We start from the raw sequence: 16,375 nt of genomic DNA, 5'->3' as shown, positions 1-16,375 counted from the left end.
GCCTCAGGCCCCTGCTCCGGTGCGCAGCTCGGCCTGGATGGCCTCGAGCGCAGCCCCGGTGCGGGCGGGGTCCTGGCCGCCGCCCTGGGCGAGGTCGTCCTTGCCGCCTCCGCCGCCGCCGAGCACGCCTGCGGCGGTGCGCACGAGCGCCCCGGCCTTGGCTCCGGCCGCGCGGGCGGCCTCGGTGGTGGCCACGAGCACGAGCGGACGCCCGTTGGAGGCACCGGTCACGGCCACGACGGCGGCACGATCATTCAGGCGCCCGCGCAGGTCCAGGGCCAGTGCACGCAGGTCGTCCGCTCCGGAGACCTCGCCCATGTCATGAGCCAGCACCGTCAGCGAGCCGATCTGCTGTGCCTGATCCAGCAGCGAGCCCGCCTGGGCCTGCAGCTTCTCGCGGCGCAGCTCGCCGAGCTGGCGCTCCGTCTCCTTGAGCTTGTCCAGGGTCGACTGGAGGCGCTCGGGCAGCTCCTGCGAGGACTGCACCTTGAGCATGTCGGTCAGCTGGCTGACGAGCGTGCGCTCGGCGGCCAGGTGGTTGAACGAGTCCAGGCCCACCAGGGCCTCCACGCGCCGGTTGCCCGAGCCCACGGAGCCCTCCGAGATCAGCGACAGCGAGCCGATCTGCGCGGTGTCATCGACGTGCGTGCCGCCGCACAGCTCGCGCGACCACTCGCCGTTCATCTCGACCACGCGCACGACGTCGCCGTACTTCTCGCCGAACAGGCTCATGGCGCCCAGGGCGCGGGCCTCGTCGAGCGGCATCTCGCGGGTGAGGACCTCGTGGTCGTCGTGGATCACGGCGTTGGCCAGGCCCTCGACCTCCTGCTTCTGCGCCGTGGTCAGGCCCTCGCCCCAGCTGAAGTCGAAGCGCAGGTAGCCCTCCTTGTTGAAGGAGCCGCGCTGGACAGCCTCGGGGCTGAGCACCTCGTGCAGCGCCGCGTGGACGATGTGCGTGGCCGAGTGCGCCATCTCTCCGTCGCGGCGGCGGCGGACGTCGATCGCGGCCGTGACCTCGGAGCCCACGGCGACCTCGCCGGAGACGACCTTGCCGCGGTGGACCGACAGGCCCTTGACGGGCTGCTGGACGTCCGCGACCCGGATCACGAAGCCGTCGCCGGAGATCGTGCCCGTATCTGCGGCCTGGCCGCCGGACTCGGCGTAGAACGGGGTCGTCTCGAGCACGACCTCGACCTCCTGGCCCTCGGAGGCGGCCGGAGCCGTCTGCCCGTCCACGAGCAGGGCGCGGATCGTGGTCGCGGTGGAGAACTCGTCGTAGCCGGTGAAGATCGAGCCGCGCTGCTCCTGCAGGGCGCGCAGCACCGAGAGGTCCTCGAAGCCGCCCTTCTTGGCCTTGGCATCCGCGCGAGCGCGCTGGCGCTGCTCCTCCATCAGGGAGCGGAAGGCCGTCTCGTCGACCGCGACACCGGCCTCGGCGGCCATCTCGAGGGTCAGGTCGATCGGGAAGCCGTAGGTGTCGTGCAGGGCGAAGACATCGGCACCGCCGACCGACCCGCCCTGGGCCTTGGCCGCGGAGACCGCCTGGTCCAGGCGAGCCGTGCCGGACTCGATCGTCTTCAGGAACGCCTTCTCCTCGGCGTAGGCGATCCGGGAGATGCGCTCGAAGTCGTCCTTGACCACCGGGTAGACCTTGCCCATGACCTCGGAGGAGGCCGGCAGCAGAGTCGGCAGGCAGGGCTCGGTCACGCCCAGCAGGCGCATGGCGCGGATCGCGCGGCGCAGCAGGCGGCGCAGGATGTAGCCGCGGCCCTCGTTGCCGGGCACCACGCCGTCGCCGATGAGCATCAGCGAGGAGCGCACGTGATCGGCGACCACGCGCATGCGGACGTCGTCCTCGTAGCCCTCGTCCCCGGGGTTCTCGGAGCCGCGGTACTTGCGGCCGGAGAGCTTCTCGGCGGCGTCCAGGACGGGACGGACCTGGTCGGTCTCGTAGAAGTTCTCCACGCCCTGCAGCAGCATGGCCATGCGCTCGACGCCCATGCCGGTGTCGATGTTCTTCTTGGGCAGTTCCCCCAGGATCTCGTAGTCCTTGCCGCTGCCCTCGCCGCGCTGGTACTGCATGAACACGAGGTTCCAGATCTCGATGTAGCGGTCGTCATCCGCGGCGGGGCCGCCCTCCTTGCCGTAGCGGGGGCCGCGGTCGTAGAAGATCTCGGAGTCGGGACCGGCCGGGCCCGGCTGGCCGGTGTCCCAGAAGTTCTCCTCCTTGGGCATGCGCTGGATGCGCTCATCCGGCACGCCCACGGTCTCGCGCCACAGCGCGTAGGACTCCTCGTCGTGCTCGTAGATCGTGATCCACAGCCGCTCGGGATCCAGCCCGAAGCCGCCGTCCTCCACGGAGCTGGTCAGCAGCTCCCAGGCGAACGGGATGGCCTTCTCCTTGAAGTAGTCGCCGAAGGAGAAGTTGCCCGCCATCTGGAAGAACGTGCCGTGGCGGGCGGTCTTGCCCACCTCGTCGATGTCGAGCGTGCGGATGCACTTCTGGACGGAGGTCGCGCGGTCGTACGGCGCCTGCTCCTGGCCCAGGAAGTACGGGATGAAGGGGACCATGCCCGCGATGGTGAACATCGAACCGGGCGCGGTCGAGACCAGGGACGCCGACGGCACGACCGTGTGTCCCTTCTTCTCGAAGAAGCTCAGCCAGCGCTCGGTGATCTCGTGGGTCAGCATGTCGTCCTCTTGGTCCTCTGGAATCGTGTCGGTCTGTGGGGGAATCGGCAGGAGCCGATCCGTGCGTCGCGGATCAGGACCCGCCGCGGGAGCTCTCGACAGTCGCGTGGTCGTCGTGCTCGATGATCGTCTGCTCGTCTGCCCGGGGCCCGGGCTGGAGCTCAGCTGCAGCGCGCCCGCTTAGCCGCTCCGCCGCAGCCTCGCGGCGGCTTCCTGCACCGGAGCCGCCGAGCTGATCCCGCAGCTCGGTCTCGGCCTGGTCCATGCCCGCGCGGATGTCCTGGACTACGCGCAGCACGCGTGTGCCCAGCCGGTTCTCCCGCACGGGCACCTCGAGGCCCTGATCCGCCGGCTCGACGGCGCCGCGCCCGCGCTCGACAGCCTGGGCGAGCGCCCGACGACCGCGGTCGCTGCCGACGGCCCGACCGGCGCCTACGCCCACGGCGGCGCCGGCCGCCAGAACGGCGAGCCTGGTCAATGCGCTCATGCGTGGGGTCCTTCCGCGTCTCGGCGCTCGGGCTGGTCGGCCTGGTCGGGATCGCGCCGTGCTGAGCTGCGCTCGACGGACTCCCCGGACATGCTCTCACCCTGAGGCCGCTGCGCGGATGAGGCGCCCGTCTCGGGGCTGTCGGAGGGCGAATCCGTATCCCACTCCGTGCCCTCCCACCAGGCGCCGCCCTGCTCGCTCACGGGCATCCCATGAGCGGGGGCCGTGCGTCTCGGCACGGACTGCTCGTCGCGCGGGAAGGAGCCGGCGTGATCGGTCGGTGCCGTCTCGGTGCGATCCAGGTCCTCGGCGGCACCCGGGCGGGCGGCATGCTCGGCCTCGCGGGCCCTGCGGCGCTCCTCACGACGGGCCCGCACGGCATCGCCGCTGAAGGCCCGGCGCACCCCGGAGGAGAACGCGGCCGTCTTGATGATGGGCTGGCCCACCGTCGAGGCCACCAGGGAGGTCATGGCCGACATGCTCGCCGAGGCGTCCGAGACGCTGTCGGTGATGACATCGACCTTCTCGAGCTGCGAGTTGGTCGTGGCGACCGTGCGCGTGACCTCCTCGAGCAGCGGCTCGGTCTCGTCGTTGAGGTCGCGGATCAGGATCCGCAGCTCATCGAAGACGCGGCCCAGCTTGACGATCGGGACCGCCAGCAGAGCGACGAGCACTGCGAACACGCCGGCGGCGATGAGCCCGGCGATGTCTCCTCCGGTCATGTGATTGGAGTGCTCCTTGCTCGGCGGCGGCAGAGATCGGGAGAACCTGCCCTGGGCCGCACGTCCCGACGACGGACGGAAGTCGGCGGCAGGGCGTGCAGTGCGGGTCCAACTGTAACCAAAAGGTCACGATCGTCGCGGCCAGCTGTGATGAGGACTTCGTGGCGTCCGCTGAAGACACGCCCCAGCACCCTTCCGTCCGATGACGCGCCGCCCCCTCCGTGACCAGCGCATACAAGTGTGTACTGTGAGCGGCACCACACCGGAGAACCGGTGTTCAGCTCTCGGATCAAGGGGAATCCATGCACCGCACCACACCCTCCCGCGCGCCGCGCGGCGGCGCCCAGACGCCGACGCCCGTCCGCAGCCGCCGTCGCTCCCGCACCGTCGCGGCACTCATCGCCACCTCGGCCATGGCCCTGACGTCCTCCGGCGGGCTGCTGCCCGCCTACGCCGCACCCGCCGCCGAGACGGGCGAGCAGCGCCAGCTCGTGCTCGCCGCAGAGGGCGTCAGCGCCGCTCAGGCCGTCGCAGCGATCGAAGCCGCCGGCGGCGAGGTCGCCGAGCGCAATGACGCGATCGGCCTGTTCACGGTCAATGGCCCCTCAGATCTGGACGAGCGCCTGGAATCCTCCGCCGCCATCGCCGGCACCATGGACGACCAAGTCATCGGCTACACCCCGGATGCCCAGGCGCAGCAGCGGCGCAAGGACACGGACGATGTCGAGCGCGCCCGTGCCGACCGCCCGGCGGTGAAGGCCGACCCCAAGAACCGACGGGTGCCGCCGGGACAGGCGAAGAAGCGCCCCGAGCCCACGACCGCCGATGACCCCCTGCGCAGCCGGCAGTGGAACCTCGACATGATCGATGCCGACCAGGCCCACCGCACCCAGACCGGCAAGGGCGTGCGGGTCGGCGTCATGGACACCGGAGTGGACGGCACGCACCCGGACATCGCCCCCAACCTCAACACGGGCCTCTCCCGCAACTTCACCACCGACATCCCGGAGATCGACGGCGCCTGCGCCGAGGATCCCGACGGCTCCTGCGAGGACGGCAGCACCGTGGACGAGGGCGGTCACGGCACCCACGTGGCCTCCACGATCGCCTCCCCCGTCAACGGTCTGGGCATCGAGGGCGTGGCCCCGGGCGCAGAGATCGTGAACCTGCGCGTGGGCCAGGACAGCGGCTACTTCTTCCTGGAGCCGACGCTCGAGGCCCTGACCTATGCCCCCACCGCGGGCGTGGACGTGGTCAACATGAGCTACTACATCGATCCCTGGGCCTTCAACTGCACGGCCAACCCGGCCGACAGCCCCGAGGAGCAGGCGCAGCAGCAGCTCACGATCGAGGCCACCAACCGGGCGCTGCGCTACGCGAAGACCCACGGGGTGACGCTGATCGCCGCCATGGGCAACTCCCACATGGACCTGGGCAACCCGCAGGTGGACGACTCGAGCCCGGACTTCCCCGAGGGCCAGGCCCGTGAGCGCACGATCGACAACTCCTGCCTGGACATCCCGACCGAGGGCGACGGCGTGCTGAGCGTCTCCGCCGTGGGGCCGTCGGGGATCAAGGCGGACTACTCCAACTACGGCACCGAGCAGACCACGGTCGCCGCCCCGGGCGGGTACTTCCGCGACTACGACGGCACCCCGCGCGGGCGCCAGCCCGGGAACATGATCCTGGCGGCCGTCCCGGCCGTCGTGGTCCGGGAGATGGGCGTGCTGGATGAGAAGGGCGAGTCCACGGACCCGTTCATCGTCAGCGAGTGCGACGCCGCCGGACAGTGCGCCTACTACGAGCACATGCAGGGCACCTCCATGGCCGCCCCGCACGCCACCGGAGTCGCCGCGCTGATCATCGGCTCCCAGGGCCAGCCCGATCGCCAGCTCGGCGGGGTGAAGCTGCAGCCGCACCGCACCGAGAAGCTGCTCGAGCTCTCCGCCCACGAGAAGGCCTGTGACGCCCCGGTGGTCTCCTATCCCGGGCGCGATGCCTCCTACACGGCGCCGTGCGAGGGCACCGCGGAGTTCAACGGGTTCTACGGCTCCGGGATCGTCAATGCCGCCAGCGCCGTGAGCCGCACGCCGCACAAGCACTGAAGATCGCCTCCGTCCTGGTGAGCCGCTGCGCGGCTGACCGGGACGGACATGACGAAGGGCCCGCACCGTCCGAGGACGGTGCGGGCCCTTCCGCCGACCGGACGGCCGCAAGAGCGGCCGACCGGGTGCAGGCCTGGATCAGGCCATGCGGGCGTAGTACTCGACCACGAGCTGCTCTTCGCAGGTCACGGGGATCTCCGAGCGCTCCGGCAGGCGGGTGAAGGTCGCCTGCAGCTTGTCGATCGCGACCTCCAGGTAGGCCGGGGTGTCCGGGAGGACATCCTGGTGCGCGCCGGTGGCGGCGACCTGGAACGGAGCCATCTTCTCCGAGCGCGAGTGCACGTGGATCATCTGGCCGGGCTTGACCATGAACGACGGGCGATCGACTCGCTGGCCGTCGACCATGATGTGGCGGTGCACGACGAGCTGACGGGCCTGGGCCATGGTGCGGGCGAAGCCGGCACGCAGGACCAGGGCATCGAGACGGGACTCGAGCAGGGTCAGCAGGTTCGTACCCGTACGGCCCTCGCGGCGCTTGGCCTCGACGTAGGCGCGGTGCATCTGCTTCTCGCGGATGTTGTACTGCGCGCGCAGACGCTGCTTCTCGAGCAGGCGGACCTTGTAGTCCGAATCCTGCTTGCGACGGGCACGGCCGTGCTCGCCCGGACCGTACGGACGGCGCTCGAAGTACTTCTCGGCCTTCGGCGTCAGCGCGATGCCGAGGGCACGCGACTTGCGCACCTGGCGGCGCGCGCGATTGGCGTTGTTGGACACGATGGTCCCCTTTCATGCGGGCGCTGCGGATCCGGCACAGCAGTGCTGCGATCCGCAGTGCATTCTGTTCGGCACGGCCTCCGTCACGGCATCTTTCCGTGCGGAGAGCTGGAGATCAGCCGCAATCCCCTCACGCTGCAGGTCACCTGCTCGAGCTCCCGGGTCCGTGCGGTTGGGACACGTCCGAGGTGCGCGAGGCAGGGCCTTGCCGGCCGACGTGCCACCTTATCAGCTCGGGCGCCCCCGAACGGGGACGCCCGAGCCGGCAGGTCAGGAGGAGCTGGAGATCACAGGACGTCGTCGTCCATCCAGCCCAGGGTGCGCTCCACGGCCTTGTCCCAGTTGCGGGCCAGGCGCTCGCGCTCCTTCTTCTTCATGGTGGGCTCCCAGCGCTTGTCCTCCTCCCAGGCGGCGGCGACGTCGTCGATGCCGTCCCAGAACCCGACGGTGATGCCGGCCGCGTAAGCAGCGCCCAGGGCGGTGGTCTCGATGTTCTTGGGCCGGATCACCGTGGTGTTCAGCAGGTCGGCCTGGAACTGCATCAGCAGGTCGTTGGCGCTCATGCCGCCGTCCACGCGGATCTCCTTCGGCGCAGCGTCGGCGTCGGTGTCCATGGTGAGCACCACGTCGCGCGACTGGAAGGCCGCCGCTTCCAGAGCGGCCCGGGCGATGTGGCGCTTGTCCACGTAGCGGGTCAGGCCCACGATCACGCCGCGGGCGTCCGGGCGCCAATGCGGGGCGAACAGGCCCGAGAACGCCGGCACGATGTACGCCCCGCCGTTGTCCTCGACGTCCGCGGCCAGCTTCTCGGTCTCGGAGGCCGAGGAGATCAGGCCCAGGTTGTCGCGCAGCCACTGCACGAGCGAGCCGGTCACCGCGATCGAGCCCTCGAGGGCGTAGACGGGCTTCTGGTCCTCCATCTGGTAGGCCACCGTGGTGATCAGCCCGTTGTCCGAGCGCGTGAGCTCCGTGCCGGTGTTCATGAGCACGAAGTTGCCCGTGCCGTAGGTGTTCTTGATCATCCCGGGCTCGAACACGGCCTGCCCGAACGTGGCCGCCTGCTGATCCCCCAGGATGCCCGCGATCGGCACGCCGTGCAGCAGGCCCCGGCGACGGACCTCGCCGTAGACCTCGAGCGAGGAGCGGATCTCCGGGAGCATCTTCACCGGCACGCCGACCTTCTTGCAGAGGTCCTCGTTCCAGTCGAGGGTGTCGATGTTCATCAGCAGCGTGCGCGAGGCGTTCGTGACATCGGTGATGTGCACCGAATCCGGTTTGCCACCGGTCATGTTCCACACGAGCCACGAGTCGATCGTGCCCGCGAGCAGCTCGCCCTTCTCGGCGCGCTTGCGGGCGCCCTTCACCTCATCGAGGATCCAGGCCATCTTGGGCCCGGCGAAGTAGCTGGCCAGGGGCAGGCCGGTGCGCTCCCGGAACAGCTCCTCGCCGTGCTTGTCGGCCAGATCGTCCACGGCCTTCTGCGTGCGGGTGTCCTGCCAGACGATTGCGTTGTGGATCGGCTTGCCGGTCTCCTTCTCCCACACCACCGTGGTCTCGCGCTGATTGGTGATGCCCACGCCGGCGATCTGATCGGAGGAGATGTCGGCATCGGCAAGGGCATCGCCGACGACCTTGCGGACATTGCGCCAGATCTCCTTGGCGTCGTGCTCGACCCAGCCGGCGCGCGGGAAGATCTGCTTGTGCTCGAGCTGGGCCGAGGAGACGGCCCGGCCCTTCTGGTCGTAGACGATCGCGCGGGTGCTCGTGGTGCCCTGGTCGATCGAGATGACGTGGGTCTTCTCCGAATCCGCGCTGCGGCTCGAAGCGCCCTTCGACGAGGCCTTCTGGGACGCTGCCTTCTTGGTGCTGTCGGACTTCTTGGTGCTCTGGGACATCATCGTCTCCTCGAGTCGGGTCCCTGCGGGACCGGGGATGGGTGGGTCAGGCCAGTGCGCGCACGAGCAGCCCGGCCAGGGCTGCACCGATCAGGGGCCCGGCGATCGGGACCCAGGCATAGGACCAGTCCGAGCCGCCCTTGCCCCGGATGGGCAGCACGGCATGGGCCAGGCGTGGACCGAGGTCACGGGCGGGGTTGATGGCGTAGCCGGTGGGCCCGCCGAGGCTCGCCCCGATGCCGACGACGAGCATGGCCACGGCCAGGGGACCGAGCTGCGAGGGGGTCTCGCCGAACACGAGGATCACCGCGACCAGCACGAAGGTCGCGATGACCTCCGTGACCACGTTCCACCACGGGGAGCGGATCTCCGCGGAGGTGGCGAACGTGCCCAGGATGGAGGCGGGGTCATCGGCGGCCTCGTAGTGCTTCTTGTGCGCCAGCCAGACCAGCACCGCGCCCAGGAAGGCGCCCAGTGTGGTGGCGATGAAGTAGACGGCGGTGGAGGCGGGCGTGACGGCCACGCCCGGGGCGTACTCGGAGGCGCCCGAGACGAGCATTCCGAGGGTCACCGCGGGATTGATGTGCGCCCCCGAGGCCCAGGCCATGTAGACACCGGCGAACACGCCCAATCCCCAGCCGAAGCTGATCAGGAGCCAGCCGCCGTCGTGGCCCTTGGTTTTGGGCAGCACCACGTTGGCCACCACGCCGCAGCCGAGGAGGATCAGCACCGCGGTGCCGATCACCTCGGAGACGAAGACCTGGCCGAGACCGACCTGGGCGGCCTCCTGAGCTTGGGGCAGCATGGTCTGCCCGGGGATGCTGAGCATGATCACTCTCCGTTCGTATCGGCCTGGCGGTCTCGCCCGCCCTGCTGGTCATCGTCGCGGACAGTGCGCACGCGCAGACCCTCCACGACGGGCTCGGCGCTGTCGCGGGCATGCTCTGCGGCCGGATCCTCCTGGGTCCGGGCCGCGGCGTCCTCTGCCGCGCTGCGCGAGCGATAGGCCTCGACCTCCCGATCGCGGCGCTGGCCGTCCCAGCCGAGCTCGGCCGCGGCCAGATCCGCGATCTCATCGACGGCGGCATCGCCGTGATGGGGTGCGGAATAGGTGAGGCGGGTGCGGGTGTCCAGCAGGTCCTCGAGGTGCAGTGCGCCCTCGGCCCGGCAGGCGTGGACGATCTCGGCGCGCAGGTGGACCGGCGCGCCCTCCAGAGGCCGCTCCAGGGACGGGTCCTCCTGGATCAGCGCCAGCACGGCATGCAGGTCCGAGCCGTACCGGGCGATCAGGTCGTTCAGGCGCTGCTCGGTCCAGATCTCCGGGTCCTGGGAGCCGGCACGCAGCTCCTCGAGCAGCAGCGGGATCCGCGCGCGCAGCCCGAAGACGCCGTCGGCGCCGTGGAGCAGCGTGCGGTCCGTGATCGAGGGGCGCTTCTGCGCCTCCTCCTCGCCCAGGGCCAGGTCCACCGCGTCCTGGGCCATGATGCGGTAGGTGGTCAGCTTGCCGCCGGCGATGCTCACGAGCCCCGGCACCGGCTCCATCACCGTGTGCTCGCGCGAGACCTTGGTGGAGGCGGTCTCCTGGCCGTCGCGGGTCACCGGCTGCAGCAGCGGGCGCAGGCCGGCGTAGACGCCGATGACGTCGTCGCGGGTCAGCGGATCCGCGAGCACCTGGTTCGCGTGCTCGATCACGTAGTCGATGTCCGCCCCGGTGGCCGCGGGGGTGTCCAGGGACTGCTCGTAGGGGGTGTCGGTGGTGCCGATGATCCAGTGATGCGCCCACGGGATCACGAACAGCACGGACTTCTCCGTCTGCAGGATCAGCCCGACGTCGCCGCGGATCCGCTCGCGCGGCACCACGATGTGGATGCCCTTGGAGGCCAGCACCTTCAGTCCCGCATCCGCTCCGCTGAGCTCCTGCAGGCTCTCCGTCCACACGCCGGTGGCGGAGATGACGGTCGAGGCGCGCACCGGGAACTCGCGGCCGGTCTCCTTGTCCCGCACCAGCGCGCCCACGACGTTCTGCCCGTCCTGGAACTCGTCGTCCTCGCGCAGCAGGTCGACAACCTCGGCGCGGTTGGCCGCCAGCGCTCCATTGGCCGCGGCGGTGCGCACCAGGGTGACGACCAGGCGGGCGTCGTCGACCTTGGCGTCCCAGTACTTGAAAGCGCCCACGGAGGCGTCCTCGCGGAAGTCGGGGAACTGCTCGAGCACCTCCTCGGTGCTCAGGTGCTCGCGCTTGGGCAGCGAGGTCACCTTGGAGTTCAGGTGCGCCAGGGTGTCGTACAGGCCGATCCCCGTGCCGACATACGGGCGCTCCCAGCCGCTGTGCAGCGGGTACAGGAACGGGACGGGCTCCACCAGGTGCGGCGCCAGGGTGTACAGCAGCCGCTCGCGCTCCCCCAGGGCCTCAGCGACGAGCTTGACGTCGAGCTGCTGCAGGTAGCGCAGCCCGCCGTGGACGAGCTTGGAGGACCAGCGCGAGGTGGCCCCGGCCCAGTCCTGACCCTCCACGATCCCCACCCGCAGACCGCGGGTGGCCGCATCCAGGGCGATGCCGGCGCCCGTGACGCCGCCGCCGACGACGAGGACGTCGAGCTGGGGTCCGTTCTCCATCTGCTCGAGCGCCCGGGCCCGCGAGCGCTGGTTGAGCGCGGAGCGGTCTGTGCTGAAGGTCCTGTTCGCCATGGGTTCTTCCTCTCCTCCGGTCACCCGGTCGGCTCGGGGGCTGGTTCCCGATACCCGGCGTCTCGAGTGACGATAGTCATACAAGGGGGTCATATGGTGCGCAACGCCGCTCAGGGGCCGTCGCGGATGATGCCGCGCAGCTTGCGGGTGCGCTGCTGCAGCTCTCGGTCGTGGCCGTAGCCGGTCGGCAGGTAGTAGTCCTTCCCGACCAGCTCGTCCGGCGGATACTGCTGGGAGGCAACGGCGTTGGGGGCGTCATGCGCATACCGATAGCCGCGCCCGTGACCCAGCGACTGCGCCCCCGGGTAGTGGGCGTCGCGCAGGTGCGGGGGCACGGGGCCGGCCTTGCCCGCGCGGACATCGGCGATGGCCTGGTCGATCGCCAGGTAGGAGGCGTTCGACTTGGGGGCGGTGGCCAGCAGGACCGTGGCCTGCGCCAGCGGGATCCGCCCCTCCGGCATGCCGATCAGCTGCACGGCCTGGGCCACGGCCACCGCCGTCTGCAGGGCGGTGGGATCTGCGGTGCCGATGTCCTCCGAGGCGGAGATGATCAGCCGCCGGGCGATGAACCGGGGGTCCTCCCCGGCCTCGATCATCCGGGCCAGGTAGTGCAGCGAGGCATCGACGTCCGAGCCGCGGATCGACTTGATGAAGGCCGAGATGACGTCATAGTGCTGATCGCCGTCGCGGTCGTAGCGCAGCGCTGCCCGGTCCATGGCCTCCGCGGTGTGCTCGACGGTCACCTCCGGGACTCCACTGGCCTCGGGCGTCTCCGGATCGGCCTCCTCCGTCTCCGGCTCGCCGTCGTCCTCGGCTGCGGCGGGCTGCTCGGAGTACCGCGCGGCCGCCTCGGACAGCGCGACGGCCGCAGCCGCCTCCAGCCCCGTCAGGGCCTTGCGTGCGTCCCCTCCGCACAGCTCGAGCAGGTGCTCGCGCGCCCGCGGCTGCAGGGTGACCGCGCCGTCGAGACCGCGCGGATCGTCCACCGCGCGGTCGATCAGCTCCCCGATGTCCTGCCGCTCCAGCGGCTGCAGGGTCAGCAGCAGCGACCGGGACAGCAGCGGGGAGATCACCGAGAAGGACGGGTTCTCGGTGGTCGCGGCAACCAGCACGACCCAGCCCCGCTCCACGCCGGGCAGCAGGGCATCCTGCTGGGCCTTGGTGAAGCGGTGGATCTCGTCCAGGAACAGCACGGTGGTGCGCCCGTGCAGGTCCCGGTCCTTGAGCGCCTGGTCCATGACCCGGCGGACGTCCTTCACGCCGGCGGTGATGGCCGACAGCTCCACGAATTTGCGGTGCGGCCCGCGGGCGATGACGTGGGCGATCGTGGTCTTGCCGGTGCCGGGCGGTCCCCACAGCATGATCGAGCTGGGTCCGGCCGGGCCGGTGTCCTCGCCGGCCAGCACGCGCAGCGGCGAGCCGGGGCGCAGCAGGTGCTTCTGGCCCACGACCTCGTCCAGGGTGCGCGGGCGCATGCGCACCGCCAGCGGAGACGGCGAGCGGCGCCCTCCTGCTCGCGAGCTGGCGGCCCCGCGGCTCTGCGAAGGCGCGGCGACGGACTCCGGGTCCGGATCGGGGTCCGGCTCCGGCTCGAGATCGAACAGCGAGGTGTCTGTCTGGCTCGTCACCCTCTCAGGCTAGGGACGGCCTCCGACACCGCAGGCGCGACGGCCATCGCGCCCATGGGCTCGCAGCGCGATCACGGCCGACGGGGCCCGCGGAGGAAGACCCCTCAGCCGCGCCGCGGCCGGCCGAGCTGCTCTGAGTCCAGGATCAGGGTCACGGGGCCGTCATTGACCAGGCTGACCTGCATGTCCGCCCCGAACTCGCCGGTGGGGACCTCGAGCCCGAGCTCGCGCAGCCGCTGCGCGTACGCCTCGACGATCGGCTCCGAGGCCTCGCCCGGGGCCGCCTGGGACCACGACGGACGCCGGCCCTTGCGGACGTCGCCGTAGAGCGTGAACTGGCTGACCACCAGCACCGGAGCGCCCAGATCCGCGCAGGAGATCTCGCTGCGCTCGTGATCGGACATGATCCGCAGACCGGCCGTCTTCTCGGCCAGGGCGGCGGCCGTCTCGGCGTCGTCGCCGTGGGTCACGCCCACGAGGGCCACCAAGCCAGGGCCGACGAAGGACCCGACCGTCCGGGGGCCGTCGGGACCGGGAACCGTGACGGAGGCGCCGCGCGCTCGCTGCAGGATGACTCGCATGACGCCCAGTCCATCACGATCCTGCGCCCGCCCGCGATCTCAGCTGCTGGGCACCAGGCGGTGCTCCCGGGCCCACTGCTCGATCAGGCGGACGGTCTCGGGCATGTGCTCGCCGGAGGCCATCTCGTGATCGGCACCGCGCATCATGCGCAGCTGCGCGCCGTCGCCCAGCCGGCGCGCGGTCGCCTTGGCGATGCCCGGGGCCACGCAGCGGTCCTCCGTGCCGCCCACCACCAGCACGGGGCTCTGGATATCCGCCGGATCCACTGCCGAGGCGCGCGCCCGATCGAGGAACCACAGGCTCATCTCCCGGTAGGCCCGTCCCGACTCTGCGCAATGCGCGCGATGACGCTGCGCATTGTCCTGACGGTCATGGACGTTGGCGATCCGCCTGTCGAAGGTCTCCAGCGACACCGGCCACATGGGTCGGCTGAGCAGCCAGGTGAACGCATGGGGCCCCCACAGCCGCAGCATCGACGGGTAGAGCGCGAACATGCCCCGGCTGGGCGCCGGGGACAGCAGCACGACACCGGCGTTCGGCACCCGGGCAGCCAGCAGCTGCGCGAGCAGCCCGCCGAGCGAGTGGCCCAGGATGATCGGGGCGGTCTCCATCTGCTCGACCTCGCGCTGCAGGTCATCGACGTAGTCGGTGAGGCTCAGCGCCCGCACCTTCTGCGCCAGATCCCACACGTCGTGGGTCTGCGGCGTGCCGTGGTGGCGCAGCGTGGGCGTGTGCACGCGCAGCCCGAGCCCGCGCAGCTCATCGGCGAACGGGCCCCAGCCTTCGCCGCTGCCCCACGTGCCGTGGATCAGGATGATGTCCTGCTGGGCCATGCTCGGCTCCTGTCGTGGTGGTCCTGGCGCGGCGGGCGGACCCGCTCAGCCCTCGGTCGGCGCCGAGGGCTGCTCGCCCTGATCCTCGCGGACGTCCTCCGCAGCGGCCGCCTTCTTCGCCTGCGGCTCGGGCTTGGCGTCCACGCCCGCCTCCTTGCGCTGCTGCGCGGTGATGGGCGCGGGCGCGGCCGTCAGCGGGTCGTAGCCGTTGCCGGTCTTGGGGAAGGCGATGACCTCGCGGATGGAGTCCGCTCCTGCCAGCAGGGCGATCACGCGGTCCCAGCCCAGGGCGATGCCGCCGTGAGGGGGCGCGCCGAAGGAGAAGGCGTCCAGCAGGAAGCCGAACTTCTCCTGGGCCTCCTCCTCGGACAGCCCCATGACGCGGAAGACCCGGTCCTGGACGTCGCGCTGGTGGATGCGGATCGAGCCGCCGCCGAGCTCGGTGCCGTTGAGCACGATGTCGTAGGCGTAGGCCAGGGCCTCGCCGGGGTTCTCGTCGAACGTGTCCAGGTACTCCGGGCGCGGGGAGGTGAACGCGTGGTGCACGGCGGTCCACGCCCCGCAGCCCACGGCGACGTCGCCGGAGGCCACGGCGTCGGAGGCCGGCTCGAACATGGGGGCGTCGACGACCCACACGAAGGCCCAGTCGTTCGGGTCGATCAGCCCGGTGCGGTGCCCGATCTCCACGCGCGCAGCACCCAGCAGGGCGCGAGAGGGCTTGGCCTCGCCCGCGGCGAAGAAGATGCAGTCGCCGGGCTGCGCGCCGGTGGCCTGGGCCAGGCCGGCCTTCTCCTCGTCGGTGATGTTCTTGGCCACCGGACCCGAGAACTCGCCGTCCTCCTTGTAGAGGATGTAGGCCAGGCCCTTGGCACCGCGCTGCTTGGCCCACTCCTGCCAGGCATCCAGCGTGCGTCGGGGCTGGGAGGCGCCGCCGGGCATGACCACGGCACCCACGTACGGGGCCTGGAACACGCGGAACGGGGTGTCCTTGAAGTACTCGGTCAGCTCGGTGAGCTCCAGGCCGAAGCGCAGATCAGGCTTGTCCGAGCCGTACTTCTCCATGGCCTCGGCGTAGGTCATGCGGCGGATGGGGGTGGGGACCTCCACGTCGATCAGCGACCAGAGCGCCTTGACGATGGCCTCGCCGAGCTCGATCACGTCGTCCTGCTCGACGAACGAGGCCTCGATGTCCAGCTGCGTGAACTCGGGCTGGCGGTCGGCGCGGAAGTCCTCGTCGCGGTAGCAGCGCGCGATCTGGAAGTAGCGCTCGAGACCGCCGACCTGCAGCAGCTGCTTGAACAGCTGCGGCGACTGCGGCAGGGCGTACCAGGAGCCCGGGGCCAGGCGCGCCGGCACCAGGAAGTCGCGGGCGCCCTCCGGGGTGGAGCGGGTCAGCGTGGGCGTCTCGACCTCCAGGTAGTCCTGCTGGTGCAGCAGCTCGCGCACCACGCGCGAGGCCTCCGAGCGCAGCCGCATGATGCGGGCCGGCTCCGGGCGGCGCAGGTCCAGGTAGCGGTACTTGAGGCGAGCCTCCTCGCCGACCTCCACGTGCTCGTCGATCTGGAACGGCAGCGGGGCCGCGGTGTTGAGCACGGTGACGGTCTCGGCGATGACCTCGATCTCGCCCGAGGGCAGGTTCGGGTTCTCGTTGCCCTCCGGGCGGCGCTCGACGGTGCCCTGGATCTGCAGCACGAACTCGTTGCGCAGCGGGTGGAAGTCCTTCTCATCGCGCACGACCACCTGGGCCACGCCGGAGGCGTCGCGCAGATCCAGGAAGGCGACGCCGCCGTGGTCGCGACGACGGTCCACCCAGCCGGTCAGGGTGACGGTCTCTCCGATGAGCTCGGCGTTCAGCTCGCCGAGTCGATGAGTGCGCAGCACGTGGGACTTCCTTCTGGTCGTGGTCGTCGTGGGGCCTCTCCGGCGGGATGCGCCGACGGCCTCTGCGGTGTCCGAGGGCGGCAGCCGGC

General features: G+C 70.8%; 11 protein-coding genes and 1 pseudogene. 1 reads left to right on the top strand and 11 read right to left on the bottom strand.

Annotation, left to right across the window (positions count from 1 at the left end):
- Positions 1 to 3 precede the first annotated feature (3 nt).
- The 3 genes and pseudogenes from alaS to OVA15_RS03695 form a co-directional block, all read right to left on the bottom strand.
- Positions 4 to 2,691: an alanine--tRNA ligase gene (gene alaS / locus OVA15_RS03705; RefSeq protein WP_206390135.1), complete on the bottom strand. Its 2,688-nt coding sequence runs from the start codon at positions 2,689 to 2,691 to the stop codon at positions 4 to 6.
- A gap of 73 nt (positions 2,692 to 2,764) precedes the next feature.
- Positions 2,765 to 3,178: a hypothetical protein gene (locus tag OVA15_RS03700; RefSeq protein WP_268143161.1), complete on the bottom strand. Its 414-nt coding sequence runs from the start codon at positions 3,176 to 3,178 to the stop codon at positions 2,765 to 2,767.
- A gap of 383 nt (positions 3,179 to 3,561) precedes the next feature.
- A pseudogene (locus tag OVA15_RS03695) lies at positions 3,562 to 3,900 on the bottom strand (DUF948 domain-containing protein); the annotation flags it as partial.
- A gap of 302 nt (positions 3,901 to 4,202) precedes the next feature.
- Here OVA15_RS03695 and OVA15_RS03690 point away from each other — a divergent pair.
- Positions 4,203 to 6,005, top strand: a complete 1,803-nt coding sequence (locus tag OVA15_RS03690) for a S8 family peptidase (RefSeq protein WP_268143159.1) — start codon at positions 4,203 to 4,205, stop codon at positions 6,003 to 6,005.
- Positions 6,006 to 6,143: 138 nt separating this feature from the next.
- Here OVA15_RS03690 and rpsD read toward each other — a convergent pair whose 3' ends face one another.
- From rpsD to aspS, 8 genes are all read right to left on the bottom strand, one after another.
- On the bottom strand, positions 6,144 to 6,779 hold the full coding sequence (gene rpsD, locus OVA15_RS03685) for a 30S ribosomal protein S4 (RefSeq protein ID WP_268143157.1): 636 nt from the start codon (positions 6,777 to 6,779) through the stop codon (positions 6,144 to 6,146).
- Between the two features lie 287 nt (positions 6,780 to 7,066).
- Positions 7,067 to 8,674, bottom strand: coding sequence for a glycerol kinase GlpK (glpK, locus tag OVA15_RS03680; protein WP_268143155.1), 1,608 nt, complete (start codon positions 8,672 to 8,674; stop codon positions 7,067 to 7,069).
- 46 nt (positions 8,675 to 8,720) lie between these two features.
- Positions 8,721 to 9,479: an MIP/aquaporin family protein gene (locus tag OVA15_RS03675; RefSeq protein ID WP_376123762.1), complete on the bottom strand. Its 759-nt coding sequence runs from the start codon at positions 9,477 to 9,479 to the stop codon at positions 8,721 to 8,723.
- Between the two features lie 26 nt (positions 9,480 to 9,505).
- Positions 9,506 to 11,362 (bottom strand): glycerol-3-phosphate dehydrogenase/oxidase, encoded by a 1,857-nt coding sequence (locus OVA15_RS03670; RefSeq protein WP_268143150.1) that lies wholly within the window; start codon positions 11,360 to 11,362, stop codon positions 9,506 to 9,508.
- Positions 11,363 to 11,472: 110 nt separating this feature from the next.
- Positions 11,473 to 12,990, bottom strand: a complete 1,518-nt coding sequence (locus OVA15_RS03665) for a replication-associated recombination protein A (protein ID WP_268143148.1) — start codon at positions 12,988 to 12,990, stop codon at positions 11,473 to 11,475.
- Positions 12,991 to 13,094: 104 nt separating this feature from the next.
- Positions 13,095 to 13,571, bottom strand: coding sequence for a D-aminoacyl-tRNA deacylase (dtd, locus tag OVA15_RS03660; RefSeq protein WP_268143146.1), 477 nt, complete (start codon positions 13,569 to 13,571; stop codon positions 13,095 to 13,097).
- 39 nt (positions 13,572 to 13,610) lie between these two features.
- Positions 13,611 to 14,405 carry an alpha/beta hydrolase gene (locus OVA15_RS03655; protein ID WP_006213296.1) on the bottom strand — a complete coding sequence of 265 codons (795 nt, stop codon included), beginning with the start codon at positions 14,403 to 14,405 and terminating at the stop codon, positions 13,611 to 13,613.
- Between the two features lie 45 nt (positions 14,406 to 14,450).
- A complete protein-coding gene (gene aspS, locus OVA15_RS03650; RefSeq protein WP_268143144.1) occupies positions 14,451 to 16,286 on the bottom strand; it encodes an aspartate--tRNA ligase in 1,836 nt (611 codons plus the stop codon).
- Positions 16,287 to 16,375 lie beyond the last annotated feature (89 nt).

Source organism: Kocuria sp. SL71 (genome assembly GCF_026672465.1).
Lineage (GTDB): Bacteria > Actinomycetota > Actinomycetes > Actinomycetales > Micrococcaceae > Kocuria > Kocuria palustris.
The sequence above is the reverse complement of the archived record's forward strand: the minus strand, read 5'-3'. Positions and strand labels throughout refer to the sequence as shown.

Excerpts from the sequence above, each read along its gene's own strand:
- OVA15_RS03670 (WP_268143150.1), bottom strand. The coding sequence starts at position 11,362 with ATGGCGAACAGGACCTTCAGCACAGACCGCTCCGCGCTCAACCAGCGC.
- OVA15_RS03675 (WP_376123762.1), bottom strand. The coding sequence starts at position 9,479 with ATGCTGCCCCAAGCTCAGGAGGCCGCCCAGGTCGGTCTCGGCCAGGTC.
- OVA15_RS03655 (WP_006213296.1), bottom strand. The coding sequence starts at position 14,405 with ATGGCCCAGCAGGACATCATCCTGATCCACGGCACGTGGGGCAGCGGC.
- dtd (WP_268143146.1), bottom strand. The coding sequence starts at position 13,571 with ATGCGAGTCATCCTGCAGCGAGCGCGCGGCGCCTCCGTCACGGTTCCC.
- OVA15_RS03690 (WP_268143159.1), top strand. The coding sequence starts at position 4,203 with ATGCACCGCACCACACCCTCCCGCGCGCCGCGCGGCGGCGCCCAGACG.
- glpK (WP_268143155.1), bottom strand. The coding sequence starts at position 8,674 with ATGTCCCAGAGCACCAAGAAGTCCGACAGCACCAAGAAGGCAGCGTCC.
- alaS (WP_206390135.1), bottom strand. The coding sequence starts at position 2,691 with ATGCTGACCCACGAGATCACCGAGCGCTGGCTGAGCTTCTTCGAGAAG.
- OVA15_RS03700 (WP_268143161.1), bottom strand. The coding sequence starts at position 3,178 with ATGAGCGCATTGACCAGGCTCGCCGTTCTGGCGGCCGGCGCCGCCGTG.